Below are 21,923 nucleotides of genomic sequence, written 5' to 3'. Positions count from 1 at the left end.
AACTTATATCACTTATATGGTAAAAAAAAATTAGTTTTCAGGTTTAAAGCAAAGCGGAATAATTTCTCCTTTTGCTAAACAATATTTTTCAACCAGTTCTGGTGCTATTTTATTAGTATAATCTTCTTCAATTACGATAAAACCAATGCTTCTTAATTTGTCGAAATAATCGCGTCCGTAAATACGAACGTGATCGTATTGTCCAAAAATTCTAGCACGCTCTTTTTGATCTGTAATAGAATCATCAGCAAAGGTAACTTCACGATTTAAATCCTGAGGAATTTGCAAAATAGCCATTCCGCCTGGTTTTAAAACACGGAATAATTCCTGCATTGCTTTCGTATCATCCGGAATATGCTCTAAAACGTGATTGCATAAAATCACATCATATTCATTGTCTTTAAATGGCAAATTACAAATGTCCGCTTTTACATCTGCCAAAGGCGAAAACAAATCAGTTGTCGTGTAATCCAGATTTTTCTGTTTTCGGAAAAGTTTGTAAAAAGCTTGCTCTGGTGCAAAATGCAATACTTTTTTTGGAGCTGTAAAAAAATCAGTCTGATCGTTTAAATACAACCAAAGTAAACGATGTCTTTCTAACGAAAGTGTACTTGGTGAAAGCACATTGTTACGTTGCTTTCCGTATCCGTAAGGCAGAAAAGATTTAAAGCTTCTTCCGTCAATAGGATCAGTAAATTTATCTCCTCTTAAAGAGAAAGCCAAAATTGGACGTGCCACATAACTCAAACGAATTAATAGTGGACGTGGGATTGTATTAAGGACTAATTTGAAAAGTTTCTTCATGGGGGCTATTTCGCAAAGTTACACAAAGGAGACACAGAGCTTCACAAAGTGTTTATAAATCTTTTTATGTTGTTTTTTAATATTTTTGAATCAAAGTTTATCAGTAATCCCAAAGGATAATTTCCAAGTTTCAGATAAGTTGATATTTGTGCAAAATGCACATCTGTAAAAGCTTCGACAGTTTTTAATTCAATCACTATTTTATTTTCGACAAGTAAATCAATTCTATATCCATGATCCAGTTTTACATCTTTGTAAATTATTGGCAGTGCTTTTTGTTTTTCAACAGTTAAGCCAGCATTTGCCAGTTCATAATATAAACATTCCTGATAAGCGGATTCTAATAAACCAGGACCAAGTTGTCTGTGAACTTCAATTGCTAAACCAATAATTTATACGAAATAGCATCTAGTTCCTCTTGAGATAATACATTTTTAGAATACATTTCAAATGGCGTATAAATAAATTTTGTGAATCTCGGCGTATATCTTAGTGAATCTCTGTGGAATGAACTTTATAGTACTAACGGCACTTTTCTAAATTCATCTTCTTCATTACTCTCAATTCCAAGAGCTTTATAGATGTATTGGAAAGTCGATAATAATTCTGGTTTTCCATCAATTAACGCTACATCGTGCTCGAAATGTGCACTTGGTTTTCCGTCAGCAGTTAGGATTGTCCAACCGTCTTTTAGTTGTTTGATGTTTCTTGTTCCCATGTTAATCATCGGTTCAATCGCCACAACCATTCCTTCTACAAAAAGTTTTCCACGTCCGCGTTTTCCGTAGTTAGGCATTTCTGGTTCTTCGTGCATTTTTTGTCCAACACCGTGTCCAACCAATTCACGAACCACTCCGTAACCGTGAGCTTCGGTATATTTCTGAATCGCATTTCCAACATCTTCAACGCGATTTCCAGCTTTAAATTCTGTGATTCCTACGTAAAGAGATTCTTTAGTCACTCTTAAAAGTTTTTTTACTTCCGGAGCAACTTCACCAATTTCGAAACTGTAGGCATGATCTCCGTGGAAACCATTTTTAAAAGCACCACAGTCTACTGAAATAACATCACCATTTTTAAGCGGAACATTATTAGGAATACCGTGAACAACCTGAGCATTTGGACTCATACAAAGTGAATTCGGGAAATCATACAGTCCAAGGAAACTTGGAACCGCACCGTGATCACGAATAAATTCTTCAGCTAATTTGTCAAGATATAATGTAGTCACTCCTTCTTTAATTTCAGAAGCAATCATTCCTAATGTTTTTGATACGATTAAAGCACTTTCGCGCATTAATTCGATTTCCTCTCTGGTTTTTTGGATGATCATATTTTTTCAGATTTTCAGTTGGCAAAAGTACAATTTTTAATTAATTTTTTTTGAGTTATTTTTTTCTGCCACGAATTCACGAATTATCTCAAAACAAAACTTTTAAAAATGCAGATTGCACGAATTAATGAATTAATTTTTAAATAAAATTCGTGAATTCGTGGCTATTTAAAGACAAAGAATGAAGAACGGTCTCAGAAAAAAGGCTTAAATTAGTAGTAAAAACGTATGTAATTATGGAAACTGTTACAGATCAGGATATAGTAAAAGTAAAGGCTTTAAAAAAAATGAAAAGAAACGCTTTGTCGCTTTTAGGCATTGCAGTCTTATTGTTTATCGTAGCAATATATTATAAAATTCCAATTCTTCAGGCTTTTAGTGAAGCCGCAATGGTAGGCGGAATTGCCGATTGGTTTGCGGTTGTGGCATTATTTCGTCATCCATTGGGAATTCCGATTTGGCATACGGCTATTATTCCGACGAAAAAAAATGAAATAGGAGAGAACCTTGGGAATTTTGTTTCAGAAGAATTTCTAAACCGAGAAAAACTGGAAATTAAACTGGATGAATTCAATTTTGCAACAAAAGCTTCAGATTGGCTTTCGCAAAAAGAAAATGCAGATAAAATTGCCAATGTTGTTGCAGTAAATATCATTCCGGGAATTTTGCGAACTATAAAAGATGAAGATGTCAAAAGATTTATTCAGGTCCAGTTCAAAGAAAAAATGGAAGGAATAAATTTCGGAAATTGGGTTGCTGTTGCTTTAGAACCTCTTCAAAAGGGAGATTTGAAAAATCAGATGCTGACGAATCTTTTGGAAGTAATGAGCGCCGAATTAACCAATAATAAAGATTTAATTAGGCAGAAAGTAAAAGCTTCCACGCCACTTTTAAGTTTTGGTTTAGCCGATAAAAGTATTACCGAAGGTGTTTTTAATGGTTTACAGGATTTTTTAAATGAAGCCAAAAAGCCTGAAAGTGCAGTTCGTTTAAAGATTGATGAATATATTTTTGACTTTTTAGAGAAAGTAAAAAACTCAGAAGAAATGAGAGTTAAAATCAACGATATGATTTTAGGTTTCGTAGGAAAAAAAGAAGTTCAGGATTACATCAATGGAATTTGGGACGAAATCAAACTTTCAATCACAAATGATTTGGATAAAGGAGAGGAATCTTCTATCAAAAATAGTATTTCGAGTTTAATTCAAACCTTTGGAAACGGAATCAAAGAAGATCCAGTAATGATTGATAAAATCAATAATTTCATTAAAAACGATCTGCTTTCGGTTCTATTAAATAATAAAAAGGTAATTGGAGATTTGATTTCGTCAACTGTAAAATCTTGGGATGGAAAAGAGGTTTCGGAAAAATTGGAACTTGAAATTGGAAAAGATCTTCAATATATTAGAATCAACGGAACTTTGGTTGGAGGGATTATTGGATTAATTATTTATGGTGTAGAACAGTTGTATAATTTATTTTTATAATAAGATATTCGTAATTTTTGTCATTTCTCCTTTCAGTCTAAATGACAAAAAACAGGTATAAAAAAAAGAGGCAAATTTTAAAAACTTACCTCTTTTTTATTAAGAAAAATATTTTCTATAATAATGAATGACAAGTCATTGCATTTGGCTGTTGTACACCCATTAATTCTAAAATTGTTGGAGCAATATCACCTAAAACACCATCTTGGATACTTTTCAGTTGTTTATCAACCAAAATGATCGGCACTGGGTTTGTTGTATGTGCTGTATTTGGAGAACCGTCAGGATTAATCATCGTTTCGCAGTTTCCGTGATCGGCAATTACGATTGTGGTATAATCATTTGCAAGAGCGGCTTCGATTACTTTTTTAGCGCAAGCGTCAACTGCTTCACAAGCTTTAATAGCTGCTTCCATAATTCCAGTATGTCCCACCATGTCACCGTTGGCAAAGTTTAAACAAACAAAATCAACTTCACCTTTGTTCAATTCAGGAACAAGAGCATCTGCCAATTCGTAAGCACTCATTTCTGGTTTTAAATCGTAAGTGGCAACTTTAGGAGAATTTCTTAAGATTCTTTCTTCGCCTTCAAAAGGAGTTTCTCTACCACCAGAAAAGAAGAAAGTTACGTGAGGATATTTCTCAGTCTCCGCAATTCTGATTTGTTTTTTACCTGCTTTTTCTAAAACCTCACCAAGAGTTTCAGTGATATTATCTTTATTGTAAACCACTTTTACATTTTGGTATGTTTCATCGTAGTTGGTCAATGTTACATAATACAAGTTTAGTTTATGCATATTTTGTTCGTGGAAATCCTGTTGCGAAAGTGCTTCAGTAAGTTCACGTCCTCTGTCTGTTCTAAAGTTGAAGAAGATTACAACGTCACCTTCAACAATAGTTGCAAGAGGTTTTGCATTTGCATCAACCATAACAACTGGTTCGATAAATTCGTCTGTAACATCTTTTTCATAGCTTGACAAGACACTAGAAACGGGATTTGTTGATGGAGTTCCAACGCCGTTTACAACTAAGTCATAAGCTAATTTTACACGTTCCCATCTTTTATCACGATCCATTGCATAGTAACGACCAATGATAGAAGCTATTTTTACAGGAGTATCTTTAATATAATCTTCAAGATCATGAATGTATTTTGCTCCAGATTTTGGATCAACGTCACGTCCGTCTGTAAAAGCGTGAATGTAAACCTGGTCTAAACCATATTGTTGAGAAGCATCGATTAAGCCACGAAGGTGTGAAGTATGTGAGTGAACACCACCATCTGAAACTAATCCTAAAAAGTGTACTTTTTTATTGTTTTCTTTAGCATAAGTAAAGGCGTCAATCAAAACTTGTTCTTTTGCTAAAGTTTTATGTTCTACAGCTAAATTAATTTTGGCTAAATCCTGGTATACAATTCTTCCAGCACCAAGGTTCATGTGTCCAACCTCGCTGTTTCCCATTTGCCCTTCAGGTAAACCAACATTTAAACCGTCAGTTCTAAGCTGTGCGCTTGGGTAATTTTTGTAAAGACTGTTTATAAAAGGAACATTTGCATTGTCTATTGCAGATACTTTAGGGTCAGGAGATTTTCCCCAACCATCTAAAATCATAAGGATAACTTTTTTGTTCATTATATTTTTGTTTTCTACAAAGATAAGTCATTTCTAAACTTTGAAGAGAAAGCATAACGACATTTATATTTAATAAAATGAACTCAGATAAAAAATATTAATTTAATTAAAGAAGTCTTTATTTTTTAAAATTAATTCACGCTAAGCTCTCTTTCTGACTTTATTTTTGACAGCATTATAGTCAATAAAATATTTTACGCTTACAGAAAAAATGTGTTTTAAAGCATCATTATTAAGAAGTCCTGAAACATTGTGTCTGAAATCTTTATCGATAATTCGTTCGAAATTGGAAGCATTATTTCGATACAAAGCAGAAAGTTGACTTCCAGGCGCGAACCACCATGAAAAAGACAAATCGGTATTCCAGGAATAAAAGCTTGAGTTTTTGTTCGTGGTATATTGTGGATAAGGGTCTAAATCTCCGTTTGGTTCTAAAATTAAAATGTCTTTATTATCCGCATAAGACCAATATTGACGAACCGCAAGATTAATCGTAATAGCGCTGTTTACAGCATATTTTCCGCCTAAAGTATTAGAATATGTAATAACATTTCGGTTAGCAAAGATGATTTGGTTTGGAGTGGTTTCATTATTGTCATCATCGATTTGGTCAATATAACCTTTGTTATTGTTTTTTCTTAAATAACTAAAGAAATAAGTAAATAATAATTTATCGCTGAAACGGTATCTTGGGCCAATATCAAAGCCATAAGTGATTCTTTCGGATTCGTCAAAAATATTAAAAGTTCCGTTTAAATCGATGGCAAATTTATGGTTGTAGTTGGTAGAAATGCTTCCCCAAGTTTCTATTCTTCTCGGAATTCCAACATATCTTCCTTCGGATCTCGGTTCATAATAATCGTAAATTTCAAGCGGATAAAAAGTAATTCCGGTTCCGTAATAATTGTTTTTTACAGTAGTTAAATTAAGATTAGCATTGATACTGTTATCCTGTAGTTTTCCGGATTCTTTATTGAATTCGGTATACATATTATAATTGATTCTGAAAGTGTTGAATTTTTTAGTTGGGTTTAAAATTCTGTAATTGGCATTTCCATAAAAATTATAATAATTGGTGTAAAAGTTTATGCCAAGGTCGTTAGGGTCATAACCTTTGCTGACATAATCGGTGCCAACACTATAGCGATAATTACCGCTTGTTTCTGCAAAACTTACTGTAGAATAAACGCCGTTTTTGTCTTCAATATCATTAATCTGACTGTATTTTACATTTCCAAACAAACTATAAGTGTTGGCTTTTGTATTTAAATTCCAAGCCAAACCTGTAACATTGGCATCTCTAAAATGACCATTTCGGGTTACGTTTGTATTAATAAAGGTTACAGAGGAATTTTTGCGAAAGCGCTGATCTAAAACCAATACATTATAATTAGTCAAAGGTTCTACAACTTCACGTCTAGTTTCTCCTGTAATAGTATCTTTTATAGTAGCAAAAGTTTTTTCGGTAACGGCATTTAAGACTCCTATTCCCAATCCATTTTTAGTTCTTCCTGAAACTTTAAGCGCGTTTACAAGGTTTACACTTGCTGGAAATTCTGTTATCTCTTCATTTTCATTAAGTTCAGGTTCTGTTGATGGTATGCCGCCAATTCTTCTGGAGTAAAAGATATTTCCTTTGCTAAATAAATCTGTTCCTTCAGTAAAAAAGGCTCTGTTTTCATTGAATTGCTGTTCAAACGGGCCTAGATTTAAAATTTGATCGTCGTATTTTGTCTGCCCAAAATCAGGAATTAAAATCGCATCGACAGTAAAAGCGTCATTAATTCCGTATTTAATATCCATGCCACCTTTCATGGTTCCGTACGTTTTTTGTCCGTCTGCCGCATTCAAATAATAAGAGGCGTAAGGCATAAAAAACAATCGAGTAGGAGGTTTAATGTTTTCAATTCCTTCCAAAGTTCCAGCCTGTTGCGTAAAAGTGCCTATTTTTCTATCTACAAAATTCCAAGTATACTTAAAACGGTCTCTTTTTATATCTCTGAAAAAGTTGATTCCCCAAGTTTGTTTGTTTTCTGCTGAAAAACGCAAAGCAGAATAAGGTATTTTAATTTCGACTACCCATCCGTTTTCTTTTATAGAAGCTTTACTGATCCAAACGGCATCCCAGGAATAATCTTCACCATTTGCATCGGTCATTATACAATCGCCCTGTACATCTGCTGCTGAAACATAAAACATAAAGTCTTGTTGTCCGTCATTAAAGCCATTTATAAAAACGCCAAAAAGGTCTGCTGTTCCGAAGTTGTCTCGCTGCGAAATTTCTTTTAAAATTTTAGAAGGTTCATTATCATACATCATAGCGCCAATATAAATGGCGTCATTATCATATAGTATTTTAACTTCTGTTTTCTTTTCGTGGGGTATAGGTTTTCCGTTATCTGGCTCCAGCATTACAAAATCTGATGCAATCGATGCATTTTCCCAAGCCGGTTCATTTAGGTTTCCGTCAACAGAAATATATTGTGAAGTTACCTGAGCCTTAAGTGCTTTTTTTTGGCTGTAGCTACACAAAGCAGCAAATAGAAAACAAAATAGAAATGTTTTTTTCATCGATTTTTGACCCGAAATAGTGGAAACTCTCTTAATTTAGAAAGAATAGACTACATTTTCTTTCACTTGTTACAGTTTTTGTTTCAAGATTTCCACTTTTTTGATGTTTTTTTAAGAAAATCAGCTAAAATGTTATGTTTTTTAGCATAAGAAAAAATCTTACAGAAATAACATTTTTATGTTAATTATGTTAAAGTTTAAACAAAAAAGGCCTGAAAATCAGGGTTGTATTTTGCAAGGAATGAATTTTTTATACTTTTGTCTTACCCAAATTTTTGTTTAACCTAAAGAAATTCAATGATTTACAAAATTTATCCGCTATTTGTGTTTTTGCTATTGTCTTTTGGAAAAGATTCAAAAAACACTACAGATCTTAAAAAGAACGCTACTGTAAAATCGATTGCTAAAGTTGAAAAAGTAACAGTTGATTCCAAAATTGAAAGCGTTTACAATGCCCTAAATTCAAACAATTTTAAAATGCCAGAATTTAAAACTTTTACGGAAGCTTTAAAGGGATTTTATTTGTTGAAAGAAAAAGGAGTTATTAAGAAGAACATTTTGACTCTTATTGATTTCAGTTTATCATCAAACACAAAACGTTTGTGGGTGATTGATTTAACAACCAACACTATTTTGTTTAATTCTCTTGTGGCGCATGGAAGAAATACAGGAGAAGAATTTGCTACGGCATTTTCAAATCTGAATTCTTCATTTAAAAGCAGTTTAGGTTTTTATGCTACAGGCGAAATCTATCAAGGAAAACATGGTGCTTCATTACGTTTAGATGGATTAGAAGATGGTGTAAATGACAATGCACGTCAAAGAGGTGTTGTAATGCATGGTGCAGATTATGTTTCTGAGTCTTTTATCAGAGATCATAAAAGATTAGGCAGAAGCCAAGGCTGTCCTGCAGTTCCAGTTGAATTAACTGATGAGATTATCGAAGTAATAAAAGATAAATCGTGTTTATATATTTATCATCCATCAAGAAGTTTCTCAATGGAGGAAAAGCTAATTTCTTAATTTAGCATATAAATCCGAATCTAAATTATAAATATCAGCTCTGAACAGGAGCTGATTTTTTTTGCTCCAAGCAGTCCAATACCATTGATACAAAGAGTATTTCTTTGTGATTTTGAAACTCATCGTCTTTTTAGATGCAATAATAGTGTCGATTCTGTCTTGAGGCCAGTTTCCATCAACATCCAATATATGCTGCGCTAATTCAAGCGGATTTTCAACACGAACACATCCTGAACTCATCGAGCGATTATTACGTCCAAAAATATTACGATGATTAGTGTCATGAAGGTAAACGCTATGATGGTTTGGAAATAAGATTTTCATAAGTCCTAATGAATTAGAATATCCAGGGCTTTGTACATAACGGTAATTATTGGGTTTGTTTTCGTTCCAAGCAATTGGATCAACAACATTTCCCGAAGTATCATAAATAGTGATGTTTTTCTTAGCCAGATAATTTCGGTTTCGTTTCATTGCGGGAACAACATCTTCTTTTAAAATTGTTGGTGGAACTGTCCAAGTCGGATTAAAAACAACGGTTTTCAAAAAAGAAGTAATCACAGGAGTTCTCCTTTTGCTGGTTCCAACCACAACATTTCGAACCAAAGTAGTGTCTTGGCTTTCAACAACATTTAGACTATAATCTGGAATGTTTATAATGAAATAGTTTTCGGCTAATTCGCTTGTATACCATCTCCATCGCTCTAAATTGGCTATAATCTGCTCTTTTCTTTTTTCCTTTGAAAAATTTAAAGCTTTAATTGTTCCAACACCGATAACTCCATCAGAAGCAAGTCCGTGTCTCTCCTGAAACCTTTTCACGGCTTCAAAAGTTTTTTGGTTGTATATCTTTGTAAGGCTATCTTTTCCTGATAGATCATTCCAATACAAAAGTCTTTTCTTGATATTTATTAAAGCTGAATTCGTATCATTTAAAACTATTTTCTCTACACCTTCAATACTATTTATGTTATCATCTGGAAAGGTATTGATAATCTCTAGGGCTTTTAATAATTGCTTATAAGTTTGTGTTTTTGGCTGAATGTTGTCAACAATACTGTCTAATTTGTCTTTGTTGAACGCTTTAATCAAAACATTATTTACATCAAATGTTTTTTCTTCCAAGTCCCAATTGTTATAAAGTTTTTTAGGATCTAGCTTTCCTTTATATAAATGACTTAGATACTTTTCAAAATTATAGGTTAATAATATGTCATAAGTGGCTAAATCTTTATCGCTCAGCTTGCTGATTTTACTTTCGAATTTCTTCAATTGAGAAGCTTTATAGTCTTCAGGATTTAAACCCAATTTATCTGAATTTTCTAATTGAGCTAAAACGTATTTTCTTTTTGCAAGATTTCCCCAAACTGTTTGGTTTTCTGAAGCGATATAAAATTGTTTCAGCGTCTCGCTTTTAAAAGTGCCAATTGCGGCAGTATCTATTTCAACTTTCCTTTCGTCAGTAAGTATGATTGCTGGCACCGGTTTTTTGATGACAGGAGTAGGTTTTGGAGTTTCTTTTTTGCAACTCACAAAAATGCATATTACTGCTAAAGAGTAAAGTTTCTTCATAATTATAATCTTTTAAACATCAAATAATGTTCGCCAACGTCTTTAATATCAAAAGCATCACCTTGGGGCTGGTAATTCATTTTTTGATAAAAGCCAACAGCTGCTGTTCTGGCATTAAACCAAATCAAATCAACTTTGTTTTCATTGCAGTAGGTTTCACAATGTTTGACCAAAGCTTCTCCAAATCCTTTTTTCTGGTGGGTTTCTAAAACTGCCATTCCTCGAATTTGTGCTTGATTTCGCTCGGCAAATATAGGATTGATTTTTTTGAATAACGAAATAATTCCTATTAAATTTTTATTATCAAATAACCCGTAATGATGCGTCGTTTCTAGATCATCTCCATCAAAGATACAGCTCTCTATTGGTTTTCCTTTTCTTAAAACAGGTTGACGAACGGCATAAGTTTCTTTGGATGGGATTTCTTTAATTGTAATCATGATTTTTTTTAAAAATAGCGAATTTATAACTTTTTAATTTTAAATTAGTTATAAAAAAATGTTGTTTTTTATTGATTTTTTTTGCCCAAAAGCTTGTTTTGAACTGAACTTTCTTTTTATATTTGCACCACCAATGCGAAAGTAGCTCAGTTGGTAGAGCTCCAGCCTTCCAAGCTGGTTGTCGCGAGTTCGAGCCTCGTCTTTCGCTCTAAGAAATCTAAATAAATAAGTTTTGATTTCTTTGTCAAAAATAAATATTTTTTGATTTTTATTTTTTAATAATAAAAAATTATTTATATTTGCACCCTGTTAATGCGAAAGTAGCTCAGTTGGTAGAGCTCCAGCCTTCCAAGCTGGTTGTCGCGAGTTCGAGCCTCGTCTTTCGCTCTTCAAAAGCCTCAAACATTGTTTGAGGTTTTTTTGTTTTTATTCTTTTTTGAACCATATAAGTTATATAAGTAAATTAAGTTTTGGTTGAAGCTTAATTTTTTAAAGAACTTATATGACTTATATGGTTTAAAATTAGTTCAGATTGCTTAAGTCGCTTTCTGGGTTTAATTCTATAGCCTCTTGATTTTGTTTAAATAATCTTGCAGATAAATCTCCTTTTAAAATGATTTTGTCTCCTTTTACGTCAAGCCAGCTTCCTTCTCTTAATCCTAAAACAGGAATGGCATTGAATGCATGAAATTCTTTAATTCTTGTTTCGCGCGTTTCTCCCATGTGTTTAGATTGTAAATCGGCATCTAAATAATGCGGATTTAAATTGAAAGGAATTAATCCTAATGTCTGGAAACTTGGAGGGTAAATTATAGGCATGTCGTTTGTGGTCTGCATTGATAAACCACAGATGTTACTTCCTGCGCTTGATCCTAAATAAGGAGTTCCGTTTTTTACTGTTTCGGAAAGTAATTGCATGACGTTGTTTTTATAAAGCTGTGTGACCAATAAAAAAGTGTTGCCTCCGCCGGTAAAAATTCCTTCTGCATTTTTTACAGCATCTTGCGGATTTTCAAATTCATGAATCCCTTTTACTTCTATGTTGATTGATGAAAAAGCTTCTTTTGCTTTTTGTGTATATTCATCATGTGATATGCCACTTGGACGTGCATAAGGAATAAATAATATGGTTTTACAGTTCTTAAAATGCGATTTTAAAGTTGGTAAAAGATATTCTAGATATTTTCCTCCGTGCAAGGTAGAGGTGCTTGCAATAATAATGCTTTTCATGATTTTTTGACTCAAAATTTGTTCGATAAAGGTATTAAAAACTCTTTCTTGGCGTATTTTTTTAAGATTTTAATTAACATATTTTTACCAACTCATTAGTATTAAATTTGGATGAGATTAAGATATTTTTACCGTTTTAAGAATATTTTTAATTTATTTCATTTTGTTTCAGAAAATCACTTGTTTTTTAGTTGTTATTGCGGGTCAGGCTTGTTTAGCTCAAACCCAGGATCGTTCTGTTTTAAATGGTAAGATTGTATCGAGTGTTTCAAACGCCGATGGGGTTTATGTTATCAATGCGCAGACAGAAGAAACAGTAACTTCAGATGCCTCTGGATCATTTTCAATTATGGCTAAAGCAGACGATGTGCTTGTTTTTTCTTCGGTAACTTTTAAAGAAAAAAGAATTATGGTGAAACAAGAGGATTTTTCAAATATTAATTTTACAGTTACGCTTAATATGGTGATGTATCAATTGCAAGAAGTTGTGATAAAAAGATATGATAATATTAATGCTGAAAGTCTCGGGATAATTCCTGAAGGTCAGAAAAAATATACTGCTGCCGAAAGAAAATTAAGAACAGCAACGGCATTAGATGCTACGGCAAATGGAGGAGGAATGGTTGGTGGATCAATCTCTGCAGATCCTTTACTGAATTTTTTCTCAGGAAGAACGGCAATGCTGAAAAAAGAAGCTGTGGTAGAGAAAAAAGAGTTCTTTATGAGGCTTTTGGAGAATATGTTTAGTTTAGAGCATTTTATTGAGCGATTGAAAATTCCAGCAGAATATGTAAAAGGCTTTGAGTATTATGCTGTGGATAATGATAAGTTTACGGCAGTTTTAAATTCTAAAAATAAAACATCCACTGAATTTCTTTTAGGAGAATTAGCTGTGAAGTATAAAGAGATAATTGCTAGTGAAAACAAATAAAACCATATCAGCTGCTTTTTTTCTGTTTTTTGTTCAAAGTAGTATTGGGCAGACAGAAATGAAGCCACTATATGGTAAAATAACTGCTCTTTCGAACGTCGTTGAAGGAGTAAATATTGTTAATAATGATACTCAGGCAACTGCTGTTTCAGGTGTCGATGGTAATTTTTCGATACCTGTCAAAGAAGGGCAGATTTTGATTTTTTCTTCTGTCAATTTAGAAGCCATTAAACGACGAATTAGTGCTGATGATTTGAAATCTTCAGAAAAATTTGTAGTAGGAATGATTCCAAAAGAAGTGGTATTGAATGAGGTAATTGTGAATGAAAAGACTAATATCACCGCTGAAAATTTAGGAATTGTTCCGCATGGTCAAAAAAAGTTTACGCAGGCCGAAAGACAATTGGCAACGGCAGGAGATTTTAAGCCAATTATATTACTGGGGCTTTTAGGTGGTTCTATGCAACTTGATCCTTTGATAAATAAAATAAACGGCAGGACAAAACGGCTGAAAGCGAATGTTGGAATAGAAAAAAAAGAAAAGAATTTTGCGAAATTGAGTTATTTGTTTGATGAGGGTTATTTTATTCAAAAATTAAAAATACCAGAACAAAATATAAACGAATTTAAATTGTATGCGGTGGAAGACGAGCGTTTTTGTGCTGTAATGAATTCTAAAAATAAAACATCCACTGAATTTCTTTTAGGAGAACTGGCTGTGAAGTATAAAGAAATAATTTCGAGTGAGAATAAGTAAAAATATATTAATTGTCCTGTTTGTCTTTTTTGTTCAGTTTGGTTTTGGGCAAAAAGGAAATTCGAAGGAATTGCTTGGAAGAGTAATGGAACAATCCACTCCAGTTGAAGGGGTGAATATTATTAATAATACAACTCAAGTAGCTACAGTTTCAGATTCTGATGGTAATTTTTCGATTTCAGTGCGTGAAGGTGAGGTTTTGGTTTTTTCTGCAGTAAACTTAGATCCGCTTAGACGGAGAATTACTTTGGAAGATTTGAATTCTAGTTTGTTGGTGGTTAAAATGACGGCAAAGGAAGTCGAATTGAAAGAAGTGATTGTAAATGAAAATGCCAATATTACAGCAGAGAATCTTGGGATTATTCCGTACGGACAAAAAAAATATACACCTGCAGAACGAAAAGTTTACACCGCTACTTCAACCTCAGTGGATAAGCTTTTGAATGCTATGTCGGGAAGAACTGCAATGTTGAAAAAAGAAGTAAAGGTAGAGGAAAAAGAGGCGCTTTTTAGAAAACTAGAATACGTTTTTGATGAGAATTATTATACAGATAGATTGAAAATACCTGTGGATTATATAAAAGGATTTCAATTATTTTGTATAGAAGATACCGATTTTGCTGTATCTTTGAATACTAAAAACAAAACAATGAGTATGTTTTTAATCACAGATCTAGCAAGAAAATATCTAACAATTCTCGAAAATGAAAAATAAATTAGGAGTACTCGTTGTCTGCTTATTTTGTCAATTTGTATTAGGACAAAACGGTTTCAGGAAACCATTACACGGTCAAGTTATCAATGATTTTTTAACCATAGAAAGTGGTTATGTAATGAATATTAATGCAAATGTTCGGACATTTATTGGTGCTGGCGGTTTGTTTGATATTATGGCACAGCCAAAAGATACTTTGCTGTTCTCTGGTCTGACGTTTCAATCAAAGAAAATTGTTTTAACTGAAAAAGACTGTGCTGAGATTCTTTTTAAAGCAAAATTAGATTTAGTCAATAATCAGCTTAAAGAAGTTGTAGTTCATAAAGAATTAAAAGTAAAATCATTGCAGGGCGGTTCTCAGAAAATTGTTGATATGCAGTTTGAAGGTGATAATCTTTCTACGCCAGAGAATAAAGCAATGCTTTCAGATCAAACCATAAAATATGGAACTGATTTTGTTCGAATCTTTAAAGATGTCAAAAAACTTTTGAGCAAAAAAGATGAAGTTAAAGAAGAAGAAATTACAGATATTGCTTTTGTGGAATATGCTAAAGATAATTTCACAAAAGACTTCTATAACAAAACACTGGGGCTTAAAGATGATGAAATTGAGTTGTTTTTAATGTATTGTTCAAATGACCCGCATTCAAGAGAATTTGTTAATCCAGACCAAAAATTTCAATTAATGGACTTTATGGTGAACAAGAATAAAGAGTTTAAGAAAGCTGTAGCTTCTAAAAAATGAAAAATAAATTAGTTTACTGTTTTCTGGCAGTCTTATTTGTATTGTCTTCATCATTCGCATTTCATAAGTTTTATGTTGGTGTTTTTCAGGTAAATTATGCTGCTGAAAAAAAGATGTTGCAAATTACTTCCCGCATTTTTATTGATGATTTGAATAATGCAATGGAAAAGAAATATCACAAAAAGACTTTTGCGGGTACAAGTAAAGAAAGACCGGAAGATGTAGAATTATTAAAAAAATATCTCTCAGAACATTTTTCAGTCAAAGTTAACGGACAATCCAAAACAATAGTTTTTTTGTCTAAAGAAGTGGAAGCAGATGATGTTTTGGTTTGTTATTCCAGAATTCAAAATGTAGATAAATTTAAAACACTGGAAATTGCAAATACTATTTTGGTAGATTGGAACTCAGAACAGCAAAACATTACACATATTACAGCATTTGACACTAAAAAGAGTGTTCTCTTTACAGAATCTTCAAGGAAAGAAGTGTTAAAGTATTAAATAGGGGGTTAAATTATGGTTTTAATTGCTATTTTCACACCCTGATAAATTACCATTCGATTTTTATGAAAAAAATTTCATTATTATTGCTTTTTCCAGCAATGTTGATTGCGCAGGAAAAAGCAACAACCACACCTACAAGACAGCAGGGTAAATACGATACAAATAAGTTCAGTCAAATGTATGATTTGCTGGCGACTCCAAATATGTTTCGTACTGCTTCTGGAGCTCCAGGGCCAGCATATTATCAACAGCAAGCAGATTATAAAATCGATGTTGAATTAGATGATAAAAATTCAAAATTAACTGGATCTGAAGTTATAACTTATTCTAATAATTCACCTGACAGTTTAGAATATCTTTGGATTCAGCTGGATCAAAATCAAGCAAAGGCAAATGGACAAACTTCATTGGCTGAAGGCGAAAAAATCAATCAGGTTTTGCCGCTAGAAGGTTTTTCTTCTAAATATTTGAAAAAAGATTTGGAGCGTGGTTTTAATATTGATCAGGTAAAAGATGCTAAAGGAAATCCAATGTCTTATACAATCAACGAAACGATGATGCGTATCAACTTGGCTTCTCCATTAAAACCTGGTGAAAAAATTTCTTTTTCTATAAAATGGTGGTACAATATCAATAATTACAGAAAAGAAGGCGGACGTTCTGGATATGAACTATTTGAAAAAGATGGCAACAAACTATATGTTATTGCTCAGTTTTATCCAAGAATGGCAGTTTATAATGATGTTGAAGGCTGGCAGAATATGCAGTTTTGGGGAAGTGGAGAGTTTGCTCTTCCTTTCGGAAACTTTGATGTAAATATTACCGTTCCTGCAGATCACGTAATTGATGCAACGGGAGAATTAACGAATAGAAGCGAGGTTTTTACTGCTGAACAGGTTAAGCGTTACGAACAAGCACAGAAATCATTTGATAAACCAGTGGTTATTGTAACACAGGCAGAAGCAGAAGCGGCAGAAAAAGGTTTCTCTGAAAAGAAAAAAACTTGGAAATTCAGTGCCAAAAATGTTCGTGATTTCGGAATTGCTTCTTCAAGAAAATTCATTTACGATGCAATGGCGGTAAAAATTGGAAACAGAACTGTAATGGCAGAATCTGTTTATCCAAAAGAATCTAATCCGCTTTGGGGAGAAACTTCAACAATGGTTGTAGCGCATACTTTAAAAAGCTATTCTTCTCATACGTTTGATTATCCTTATCCAAAAGCGGTTTCAGTTTCGGCTGAAGATCAAGGAATGGAATATCCAATGATTTGCTGGAACTATGGTCGTCCTGACGAAAATGGTGTAACCAGTAGAGAAGTTAAAAACGGAATGATTGGAGTTATTATCCACGAAGTAGGACATACTTTCTTTCCAATGATTGTAAACTCAGATGAGCGTCAATGGACTTGGATGGATGAAGGTTTGAACTCGTTTTTAGAATATTTAGCCGAGCAGGAATTAGATCCCAATTTCCCTTCAAGAAGAGGGCCGGCAAAAAATATTGTTCCTTATATGAGCGGTGATCAAAAGTTCTTAGAGCCAATTATGTCTAACTCTGAAACAATTCACCAATTTGGGAATAACGCATACGGAAAACCAGCTACAGGTCTTAATATTTTAAGAGAAGTGGTAATGGGAAGAGAATTGTTTGATTATGCTTTTAAAACATACGCAAACAGATGGAAATTCAAACATCCGACACCAGAAGATTTTTTTAGAACAATGGAAGATGCTTCTGCAGTAGACTTAGACTGGTTCTGGAGAGGATGGTTCTATTCAACTGATTTTGTAGATATCGGAATTAAAGATGTAAAACAATATTACGTTTCAGATACTCCAACAGCAGATCTTAAAGATGTAAAAGTGAGAAAAGGACGTTTTGGTTATGAAAAAGGGCCTTTTGTTTACTTAGTTGCAGGAGATAATGCAGAGGTAAATCAATCTAAGAAAAAAGCTTTAAAAATTGAAGATTTCAAACCTTTAGCAGATTATGTAGATCAAACTTTTACAGCTGAAGAAAAAGCAAGCATCAAATCGCCTAAATATTTCTATGAGGTAGAATTCAATAAACCAGGCGGAATGATTATGCCAATTTTAGTTGAGATTACTTATGAAGATGGTTCTAAAGATAATTACCAATATCCAGCACAAATCTGGAGAAAAAGTAACGAAACGGCTAAAAAAGTATATGCTACAACAAAAGCAATTAAGAGTATTCAAATCGATCCAAAATTGTTAACAGCAGATATCGATGTAACCAATAACTCTTGGCCAAAAGTAGAGACTAAGTCAAAATTTGACTAAAAAGAAATAGAATAATAGAAAAAGTTCATCAGGCTGGAAAGCTTGATGAACTTTTTTATTTTTGAAGAAATGAATTTTAAAGGACTTTTTAAGTTAATTTTAAAACTCTAAGCTTCAAAATTTAATATCTTTGCGACAACAAAAATAAAAGTTATGTTTGGTATAGGAGGAGGAGAATTAGTTTTTATTCTATTTATAGTGCTAATGCTTTTTGGTTCAGATAAAGTGCCGGAAATCGCTCGTACAATGGGTAAAGCTATGGCTCAGTTAAAAAATGCAACTAATGATATTAAAAGTGAAATTCAAAAAGGAGCCGAGGCTAACGGTCTTGATTCTAAATCTTTGAATGATATCACTGGAAATATCAATGCAGAAATCAACAATGCAAAATCAAATCTTCTTGGAGATACAGGAAACTTGTTGGGAGATACAGCGACTGAAATTGACAAAGTAAAAGAAGATATTGATTCTCTTTCCGGACCTATTAAACGCCAACGATAATGCTTGAAAAAATACAGGAATTAGACAAAGATCTTTTAATATTTCTTAATGGATTAGGTTCTGAAACATACGATAAACTTTGGTTGGTCATTACCAATCAGTTGTATTGGACGCCATTTTTCTTATTTCTATTCTATCTTATTTATAAAAAAATAGGAGGAAAACAAACCTTGTATTTATTGCTTTTTATAGCTATTTTGATTGCTTTTACAGATCAAACTTGTAATTTATTCAAACACACTTTTCAGCGTTTACGTCCATGTAATGATCCAGAAGTAAATACAATTATTAGAGTTGTTCAAGTTAGAAAATCCTTTAGCTTTTTCTCAGGACATGCCGCTAATACAATGGCTGTTGCAACATTCTTATTTTTGGTTTTAAAACGTTACTTCAAATATTTAGGATTCTTGTTCTTATGGCCGTTAATTTTTGCTTACAGCCGTATTTATTTAGGATTGCATTATCCGGGTGATATTCTAGCAGGATATTTCTTTGGAGCTGTTTTCGGTTTCTTAATCTATTTAGTTTACAAAAAGCTTAAACCACAATATTTTCCAGGATAGTTTTTTTAAGATGCTAAGATACTGAGGTGCTAAGATTCTAAGTTTTCTTTTCAGTACGGTTTTTTGTAGAGACGCACCGCAGTGCGTCTAACATTAGATTGGAAAATTTCAAATTATAAAAAAATGCCTCCAGCTTTAACTGGAGGTTTTTTTATGTGAATTAATTTTCAAAAAATGTTTTTTCGCTCCACTCTAAGCCGTTAGGGAGTTGCTGTTTGCTGAATTCAATATGAATCACTCTTCTTCGTTCGTTGTTTGTGGTTTTGTTTGAAGCATGGAAAAGTAGCGGTTTCATAATCATAATACCGCCTTTCTCTACTTCACAGATTGTCTCTTTTTCATTTTCAAAATCCATATTTTCAATTCGGATTATTTCTTTTGAATGTGAATTATTAATGACTTTTAAAGCTCCGTTATCTTTAGTCGTTTTATCAATGTGAATTCGGATAGTGAAATTATCTTCTAAAATTTCTGTTGGAGGCTGAACCGCAAATTGATTTTGTTTTAAAGTCCAATTCTCAAAATTCTCAACTTCAATTTTTTTGTCAACTGAAATAGTCAAATCTTGGTGATAAGCCACAAACCAATTTGATTTTTCTGGTTTATCAAAATAAATTGATTTGGTTATGAAATATCTCTTTCCAAAATTTAACTCGATAATTTCTTTTAAATTTTTATTAAAAATAAAAGCTAAAGTCTCAGGGACTTCTTTGTGAAATTGTCTGATAGCAAATAAATCTTGAGATTTTCTGAAAGTAGCATTATCAGAATCATTTTTGGTTGCATTTTCAATTAATGAGATCAAATTTTCAATCTCATTTTCAGTAAAAATGTTGTTTATAATTGAAAAACCTTCGCTATGAATTTGTTTTGAGTGAATCATTTTTAAAATCTGAAAAGAAAAAAACTTAGAATCTCAGCATCTTAGCAACTTAGAAACTAAAAAATTATAGAACTCGACTAACAGTTAGTCCATCACGAATAGGCAGTAAAACCGTCTCGACTCTAGGATCATCTTTCAAAAGCTGATTGTATTCTAAAAGCACTTTTGTACTAACATCATTTGGATGAACTGGTTCTAGAATTTTGCCGCTCCATAAAACATTATCAGACAAAATAATACCGCCTTTATTCATCTTTGGAACAATCATTTCCCAGTAATTAAGGTAGTTTTCTTTATCGGCATCAATAAAAACCAAATCAAATTTCACATCTAAATCTGGAATAATATTTACGGCTTCGCCTAAATGCTGAAAAATTTGTTTCCCCCAAGGTGATGCGTCAAAATATTTTCGCTGAAAATCGACTAATTCTTCTTTAATATCAATCGTATGCAATTGCCCATTTTCCTGCATTCCTTCGCATAAACACAACGCCGCATAACCCGTATAAGTTCCAATCTCCAAAATATTTACAGGACGGATTAATTTCGAAAGCATACTTAAAACACGTCCTTGGAAATGACCGCTTAACATTCTCGGTAAAAGTATTTTTTGATACGTTTCTTTGTTGAGTTTTGCCAATAATTCTGGTTCGTTTTCAGAATGCTGTTCGATGTAATCTTCGAGTTCTTGTGATATAAAATGCATATTGTAGTATCTTGTAATTTGAAAAGCAAAAATACAAAAAATAGTAACGAACTATTGTGCATAAAAAAACCATCCGTTGTAGCGAATGGTTTCTGTTTATTAGCTTTTTTAATTTGGTTATTTTTTCAAAGCGTCGTTTACTTCTTTAGCTGTTTTTACAGTTCCGTCTTTGGCAGCTTTAGCAGCATTTTCTACTTTTTCAGCCCCTTTTTTAGTGGCGTCTTTTACATCTTCAGCAGCTTTTTTAGTTGCGTTTTTTACATCTTGAGCGGCAGTTTCTGTTGCGTCTTTGGCTTTAGTGGCTGCACTTTCGGCTTTGCTTACAGCGCTGTCTTTTACTTCTTTGATGTCTGTGGTTAGAGAATCTACTTTGTTTCCAAGAGTTAATTCATCTTCGGCTGGTTTAGGTTCTTTTTTCTCGCATGATTGAACAGCAAACGTTAATAAAGCAACAACAGCTAAACTTAAAATTTGTTTTTTCATAATTACATTTTTGTTAGGTTGATAAAACTTAAAGGTTATATGGCTGAAAAATAAAAATACAAATTTTAAAATGATTGAGCTCTTTGTAAGATTATTTTTCTTTTGAGAGCAAAACAATTCCTGTGCCAAATTTTTAATTTTTGTCTGTTCGCTATTTAATTTTTTTATGAAGAAAAAAGTTATTTTTTGTATAAACTAAAATTGATTACAATATCGTCTTTTACTTTGATTAAACCAGCCATTTTTACTGGCGGTTCTAATTCGATATCAGAGAATTTTAAACTCAATGTTCCTTGAATTTTATCATCTGTATTGTATAAAATGAAATCTTTGTATTTTAAAGTTTTATCTGTAATGTAGAAATTAAGTCTGCATTTGTAATTTTTACCGCTTGGTTTAATGTCTGAAATCGAAACCGTACTGTTTGGAAATTTTTTTACTTTGACAGTTCCCTGTAAATCTTTGGTCATGATTTTGTTGCCGCAATCAAAGTCAGACATTTTAATTTCGGTATTAAACGTATTTTTTTTAATGCAGTTAACATAAACCGTATCCTTTATAGTAAAGGTATTAGAGCAATTGTATTTGCCAACTGTAGATAGTCCTGTGATTTCTATTTTAATTTTATTAATTACCACAGCGCTATCTTCTGGGAAAAAAGTGGGTTTAGCACTTCCTAGTAAAAAGAATAGTACTAAACCCATAATTAATATTTGAAATCTTGTTTTCATTTT

Annotated in this window: 22 protein-coding genes and 2 tRNA genes; 12 read left to right on the top strand and 12 right to left on the bottom strand. The window is 32.7% G+C overall.

The features are described 5' to 3' along the window. Window positions 1–30: 30 nt before the first annotated feature. The 3 genes from GSY47_RS16680 to map form a co-directional block, all read right to left on the bottom strand. On the bottom strand, window positions 31–804 hold the full coding sequence (locus tag GSY47_RS16680) for a class I SAM-dependent methyltransferase (protein ID WP_057117668.1): 774 nt from the start codon (window positions 802–804) through the stop codon (window positions 31–33). Window positions 805–845: 41 nt separating this feature from the next. After that, a complete protein-coding gene (locus tag GSY47_RS16675) occupies window positions 846–1,193 on the bottom strand; it encodes a GxxExxY protein (protein WP_379786698.1) in 348 nt (115 codons plus the stop codon). A 125-nt stretch (window positions 1,194–1,318) separates the two neighbouring features. After that, on the bottom strand, window positions 1,319–2,137 hold the full coding sequence (gene map, locus GSY47_RS16670) for a type I methionyl aminopeptidase (RefSeq protein WP_179001440.1): 819 nt from the start codon (window positions 2,135–2,137) through the stop codon (window positions 1,319–1,321). A 236-nt stretch (window positions 2,138–2,373) separates the two neighbouring features. Between map and GSY47_RS16665 the strand changes: the two genes are divergently transcribed. Beyond that, window positions 2,374–3,624: a DUF445 domain-containing protein gene (locus GSY47_RS16665; RefSeq protein ID WP_179001438.1), complete on the top strand. Its 1,251-nt coding sequence runs from the start codon at window positions 2,374–2,376 to the stop codon at window positions 3,622–3,624. 115 nt (window positions 3,625–3,739) lie between these two features. Here GSY47_RS16665 and gpmI read toward each other — a convergent pair whose 3' ends face one another. Both gpmI and GSY47_RS16655 read right to left on the bottom strand, forming a co-directional pair. Continuing rightward, window positions 3,740–5,257 carry a 2,3-bisphosphoglycerate-independent phosphoglycerate mutase gene (gene gpmI, locus GSY47_RS16660; RefSeq protein ID WP_219071485.1) on the bottom strand — a complete coding sequence of 506 codons (1,518 nt, stop codon included), beginning with the start codon at window positions 5,255–5,257 and terminating at the stop codon, window positions 3,740–3,742. 141 nt (window positions 5,258–5,398) lie between these two features. Then, on the bottom strand, window positions 5,399–7,828 hold the full coding sequence (locus GSY47_RS16655) for a DUF5916 domain-containing protein (protein ID WP_179001434.1): 2,430 nt from the start codon (window positions 7,826–7,828) through the stop codon (window positions 5,399–5,401). A 297-nt stretch (window positions 7,829–8,125) separates the two neighbouring features. On the opposite strand from GSY47_RS16655, the gene GSY47_RS16650 reads away from it, so the two are divergent. Then, window positions 8,126–8,851 (top strand): murein L,D-transpeptidase catalytic domain family protein, encoded by a 726-nt coding sequence (locus tag GSY47_RS16650; RefSeq protein WP_179001432.1) that lies wholly within the window; start codon window positions 8,126–8,128, stop codon window positions 8,849–8,851. On the opposite strand, the gene GSY47_RS16645 is transcribed toward GSY47_RS16650, so the two are convergent. Both GSY47_RS16645 and GSY47_RS16640 read right to left on the bottom strand, forming a co-directional pair. Then, window positions 8,840–10,423: a L,D-transpeptidase family protein gene (locus tag GSY47_RS16645; protein WP_179001430.1), complete on the bottom strand. Its 1,584-nt coding sequence runs from the start codon at window positions 10,421–10,423 to the stop codon at window positions 8,840–8,842. The two genes, GSY47_RS16650 and GSY47_RS16645, sit on opposite strands and share 12 nt — an antisense overlap. Window positions 10,424–10,425: 2 nt before the next feature. Continuing rightward, window positions 10,426–10,863, bottom strand: coding sequence for a GNAT family N-acetyltransferase (locus GSY47_RS16640; protein ID WP_179001428.1), 438 nt, complete (start codon window positions 10,861–10,863; stop codon window positions 10,426–10,428). A 135-nt stretch (window positions 10,864–10,998) separates the two neighbouring features. Here GSY47_RS16640 and GSY47_RS16635 point away from each other — a divergent pair. Next, window positions 10,999–11,071: transfer RNA gene (locus GSY47_RS16635), tRNA-Gly, on the top strand. A 106-nt stretch (window positions 11,072–11,177) separates the two neighbouring features. After that, window positions 11,178–11,250: transfer RNA gene (locus GSY47_RS16630), tRNA-Gly, on the top strand. Window positions 11,251–11,385: 135 nt separating this feature from the next. Here GSY47_RS16630 and pepE read toward each other — a convergent pair. Beyond that, window positions 11,386–12,093, bottom strand: coding sequence for a dipeptidase PepE (gene pepE / locus GSY47_RS16625; protein WP_179001426.1), 708 nt, complete (start codon window positions 12,091–12,093; stop codon window positions 11,386–11,388). Window positions 12,094–12,256: 163 nt separating this feature from the next. Here pepE and GSY47_RS16620 point away from each other — a divergent pair, with 163 nt between their 5' ends. The 8 genes from GSY47_RS16620 to GSY47_RS16585 all read left to right on the top strand — a co-directional run bounded on the left by GSY47_RS16620 (window position 12,257) and on the right by GSY47_RS16585 (window position 19,117). Next, window positions 12,257–13,024 (top strand): hypothetical protein, encoded by a 768-nt coding sequence (locus tag GSY47_RS16620; protein ID WP_179001424.1) that lies wholly within the window; start codon window positions 12,257–12,259, stop codon window positions 13,022–13,024. Further along, window positions 13,011–13,781, top strand: coding sequence for a hypothetical protein (locus GSY47_RS16615; RefSeq protein ID WP_317197936.1), 771 nt, complete (start codon window positions 13,011–13,013; stop codon window positions 13,779–13,781). The genes GSY47_RS16620 and GSY47_RS16615 overlap by 14 nt, the downstream gene beginning before the upstream one ends. Then, the gene (locus GSY47_RS16610; RefSeq protein WP_317197935.1) at window positions 13,768–14,496 is read left to right on the top strand and encodes a carboxypeptidase-like regulatory domain-containing protein; all 729 of its coding nucleotides are present in this window, start codon (window positions 13,768–13,770) and stop codon (window positions 14,494–14,496) included. Before GSY47_RS16615 ends, GSY47_RS16610 begins: the two co-directional genes overlap by 14 nt. Then, a complete protein-coding gene (locus tag GSY47_RS16605; RefSeq protein WP_179001422.1) occupies window positions 14,486–15,241 on the top strand; it encodes a hypothetical protein in 756 nt (251 codons plus the stop codon). Before GSY47_RS16610 ends, GSY47_RS16605 begins: the two co-directional genes overlap by 11 nt. Beyond that, window positions 15,238–15,744 (top strand): DUF6702 family protein, encoded by a 507-nt coding sequence (locus tag GSY47_RS16600; protein WP_179001420.1) that lies wholly within the window; start codon window positions 15,238–15,240, stop codon window positions 15,742–15,744. The genes GSY47_RS16605 and GSY47_RS16600 overlap by 4 nt, the downstream gene beginning before the upstream one ends. Window positions 15,745–15,809: 65 nt before the next feature. Beyond that, complete coding sequence (locus tag GSY47_RS16595) at window positions 15,810–18,053, top strand: M1 family metallopeptidase (protein WP_179001418.1); 2,244 nt, start codon at window positions 15,810–15,812, stop codon at window positions 18,051–18,053. Between the two features lie 153 nt (window positions 18,054–18,206). Further along, window positions 18,207–18,554: a Sec-independent protein translocase subunit TatA/TatB gene (locus GSY47_RS16590; RefSeq protein WP_179001416.1), complete on the top strand. Its 348-nt coding sequence runs from the start codon at window positions 18,207–18,209 to the stop codon at window positions 18,552–18,554. Further along, window positions 18,554–19,117, top strand: a complete 564-nt coding sequence (locus GSY47_RS16585; protein WP_179001414.1) for a phosphatase PAP2 family protein — start codon at window positions 18,554–18,556, stop codon at window positions 19,115–19,117. The genes GSY47_RS16590 and GSY47_RS16585 overlap by 1 nt, the downstream gene beginning before the upstream one ends. Before the next feature lie 160 nt (window positions 19,118–19,277). Here GSY47_RS16585 and GSY47_RS16580 read toward each other — a convergent pair whose 3' ends face one another. The 4 genes from GSY47_RS16580 to GSY47_RS16565 all read right to left on the bottom strand — a co-directional run bounded on the left by GSY47_RS16580 (window position 19,278) and on the right by GSY47_RS16565 (window position 21,920). Beyond that, complete coding sequence (locus GSY47_RS16580) at window positions 19,278–20,000, bottom strand: phytanoyl-CoA dioxygenase family protein (protein WP_179001412.1); 723 nt, start codon at window positions 19,998–20,000, stop codon at window positions 19,278–19,280. A 64-nt stretch (window positions 20,001–20,064) separates the two neighbouring features. Continuing rightward, a complete protein-coding gene (locus tag GSY47_RS16575; protein WP_111284805.1) occupies window positions 20,065–20,706 on the bottom strand; it encodes an O-methyltransferase in 642 nt (213 codons plus the stop codon). 117 nt (window positions 20,707–20,823) lie between these two features. After that, window positions 20,824–21,189 (bottom strand): hypothetical protein, encoded by a 366-nt coding sequence (locus tag GSY47_RS16570; RefSeq protein ID WP_179001410.1) that lies wholly within the window; start codon window positions 21,187–21,189, stop codon window positions 20,824–20,826. Between the two features lie 179 nt (window positions 21,190–21,368). Then, window positions 21,369–21,920, bottom strand: coding sequence for a hypothetical protein (locus GSY47_RS16565; RefSeq protein WP_179001408.1), 552 nt, complete (start codon window positions 21,918–21,920; stop codon window positions 21,369–21,371). Between the last annotated feature and the right edge of the window lie 3 nt (window positions 21,921–21,923).

Origin of the sequence: Flavobacterium quisquiliarum (assembly GCF_019308285.1) — a bacterium.
GTDB lineage: Bacteria > Bacteroidota > Bacteroidia > Flavobacteriales > Flavobacteriaceae > Flavobacterium > Flavobacterium quisquiliarum.
This window is presented reverse-complemented; position numbering and strand designations above follow the sequence as displayed.

What these genes read in the sequence shown, in the direction of transcription:
- GSY47_RS16595 (WP_179001418.1), top strand. Translation starts at nt 15,810, where the DNA reads ATGAAAAAAATTTCATTATTATTGCTTTTTCCAGCAATGTTGATTGCG.
- GSY47_RS16680 (WP_057117668.1), bottom strand. Translation starts at nt 804, where the DNA reads ATGAAGAAACTTTTCAAATTAGTCCTTAATACAATCCCACGTCCACTA.
- GSY47_RS16650 (WP_179001432.1), top strand. Translation starts at nt 8,126, where the DNA reads ATGATTTACAAAATTTATCCGCTATTTGTGTTTTTGCTATTGTCTTTT.
- pepE (WP_179001426.1), bottom strand. Translation starts at nt 12,093, where the DNA reads ATGAAAAGCATTATTATTGCAAGCACCTCTACCTTGCACGGAGGAAAA.
- gpmI (WP_219071485.1), bottom strand. Translation starts at nt 5,257, where the DNA reads ATGAACAAAAAAGTTATCCTTATGATTTTAGATGGTTGGGGAAAATCT.
- GSY47_RS16600 (WP_179001420.1), top strand. Translation starts at nt 15,238, where the DNA reads ATGAAAAATAAATTAGTTTACTGTTTTCTGGCAGTCTTATTTGTATTG.
- GSY47_RS16605 (WP_179001422.1), top strand. Translation starts at nt 14,486, where the DNA reads ATGAAAAATAAATTAGGAGTACTCGTTGTCTGCTTATTTTGTCAATTT.
- GSY47_RS16665 (WP_179001438.1), top strand. Translation starts at nt 2,374, where the DNA reads ATGGAAACTGTTACAGATCAGGATATAGTAAAAGTAAAGGCTTTAAAA.
- GSY47_RS16585 (WP_179001414.1), top strand. Translation starts at nt 18,554, where the DNA reads ATGCTTGAAAAAATACAGGAATTAGACAAAGATCTTTTAATATTTCTT.
- GSY47_RS16575 (WP_111284805.1), bottom strand. Translation starts at nt 20,706, where the DNA reads ATGCATTTTATATCACAAGAACTCGAAGATTACATCGAACAGCATTCT.
- GSY47_RS16565 (WP_179001408.1), bottom strand. Translation starts at nt 21,920, where the DNA reads ATGAAAACAAGATTTCAAATATTAATTATGGGTTTAGTACTATTCTTT.
- GSY47_RS16580 (WP_179001412.1), bottom strand. Translation starts at nt 20,000, where the DNA reads ATGATTCACTCAAAACAAATTCATAGCGAAGGTTTTTCAATTATAAAC.
- map (WP_179001440.1), bottom strand. Translation starts at nt 2,137, where the DNA reads ATGATCATCCAAAAAACCAGAGAGGAAATCGAATTAATGCGCGAAAGT.
- GSY47_RS16590 (WP_179001416.1), top strand. Translation starts at nt 18,207, where the DNA reads ATGTTTGGTATAGGAGGAGGAGAATTAGTTTTTATTCTATTTATAGTG.
- GSY47_RS16640 (WP_179001428.1), bottom strand. Translation starts at nt 10,863, where the DNA reads ATGATTACAATTAAAGAAATCCCATCCAAAGAAACTTATGCCGTTCGT.
- GSY47_RS16570 (WP_179001410.1), bottom strand. Translation starts at nt 21,189, where the DNA reads ATGAAAAAACAAATTTTAAGTTTAGCTGTTGTTGCTTTATTAACGTTT.
- GSY47_RS16655 (WP_179001434.1), bottom strand. Translation starts at nt 7,828, where the DNA reads ATGAAAAAAACATTTCTATTTTGTTTTCTATTTGCTGCTTTGTGTAGC.
- GSY47_RS16645 (WP_179001430.1), bottom strand. Translation starts at nt 10,423, where the DNA reads ATGAAGAAACTTTACTCTTTAGCAGTAATATGCATTTTTGTGAGTTGC.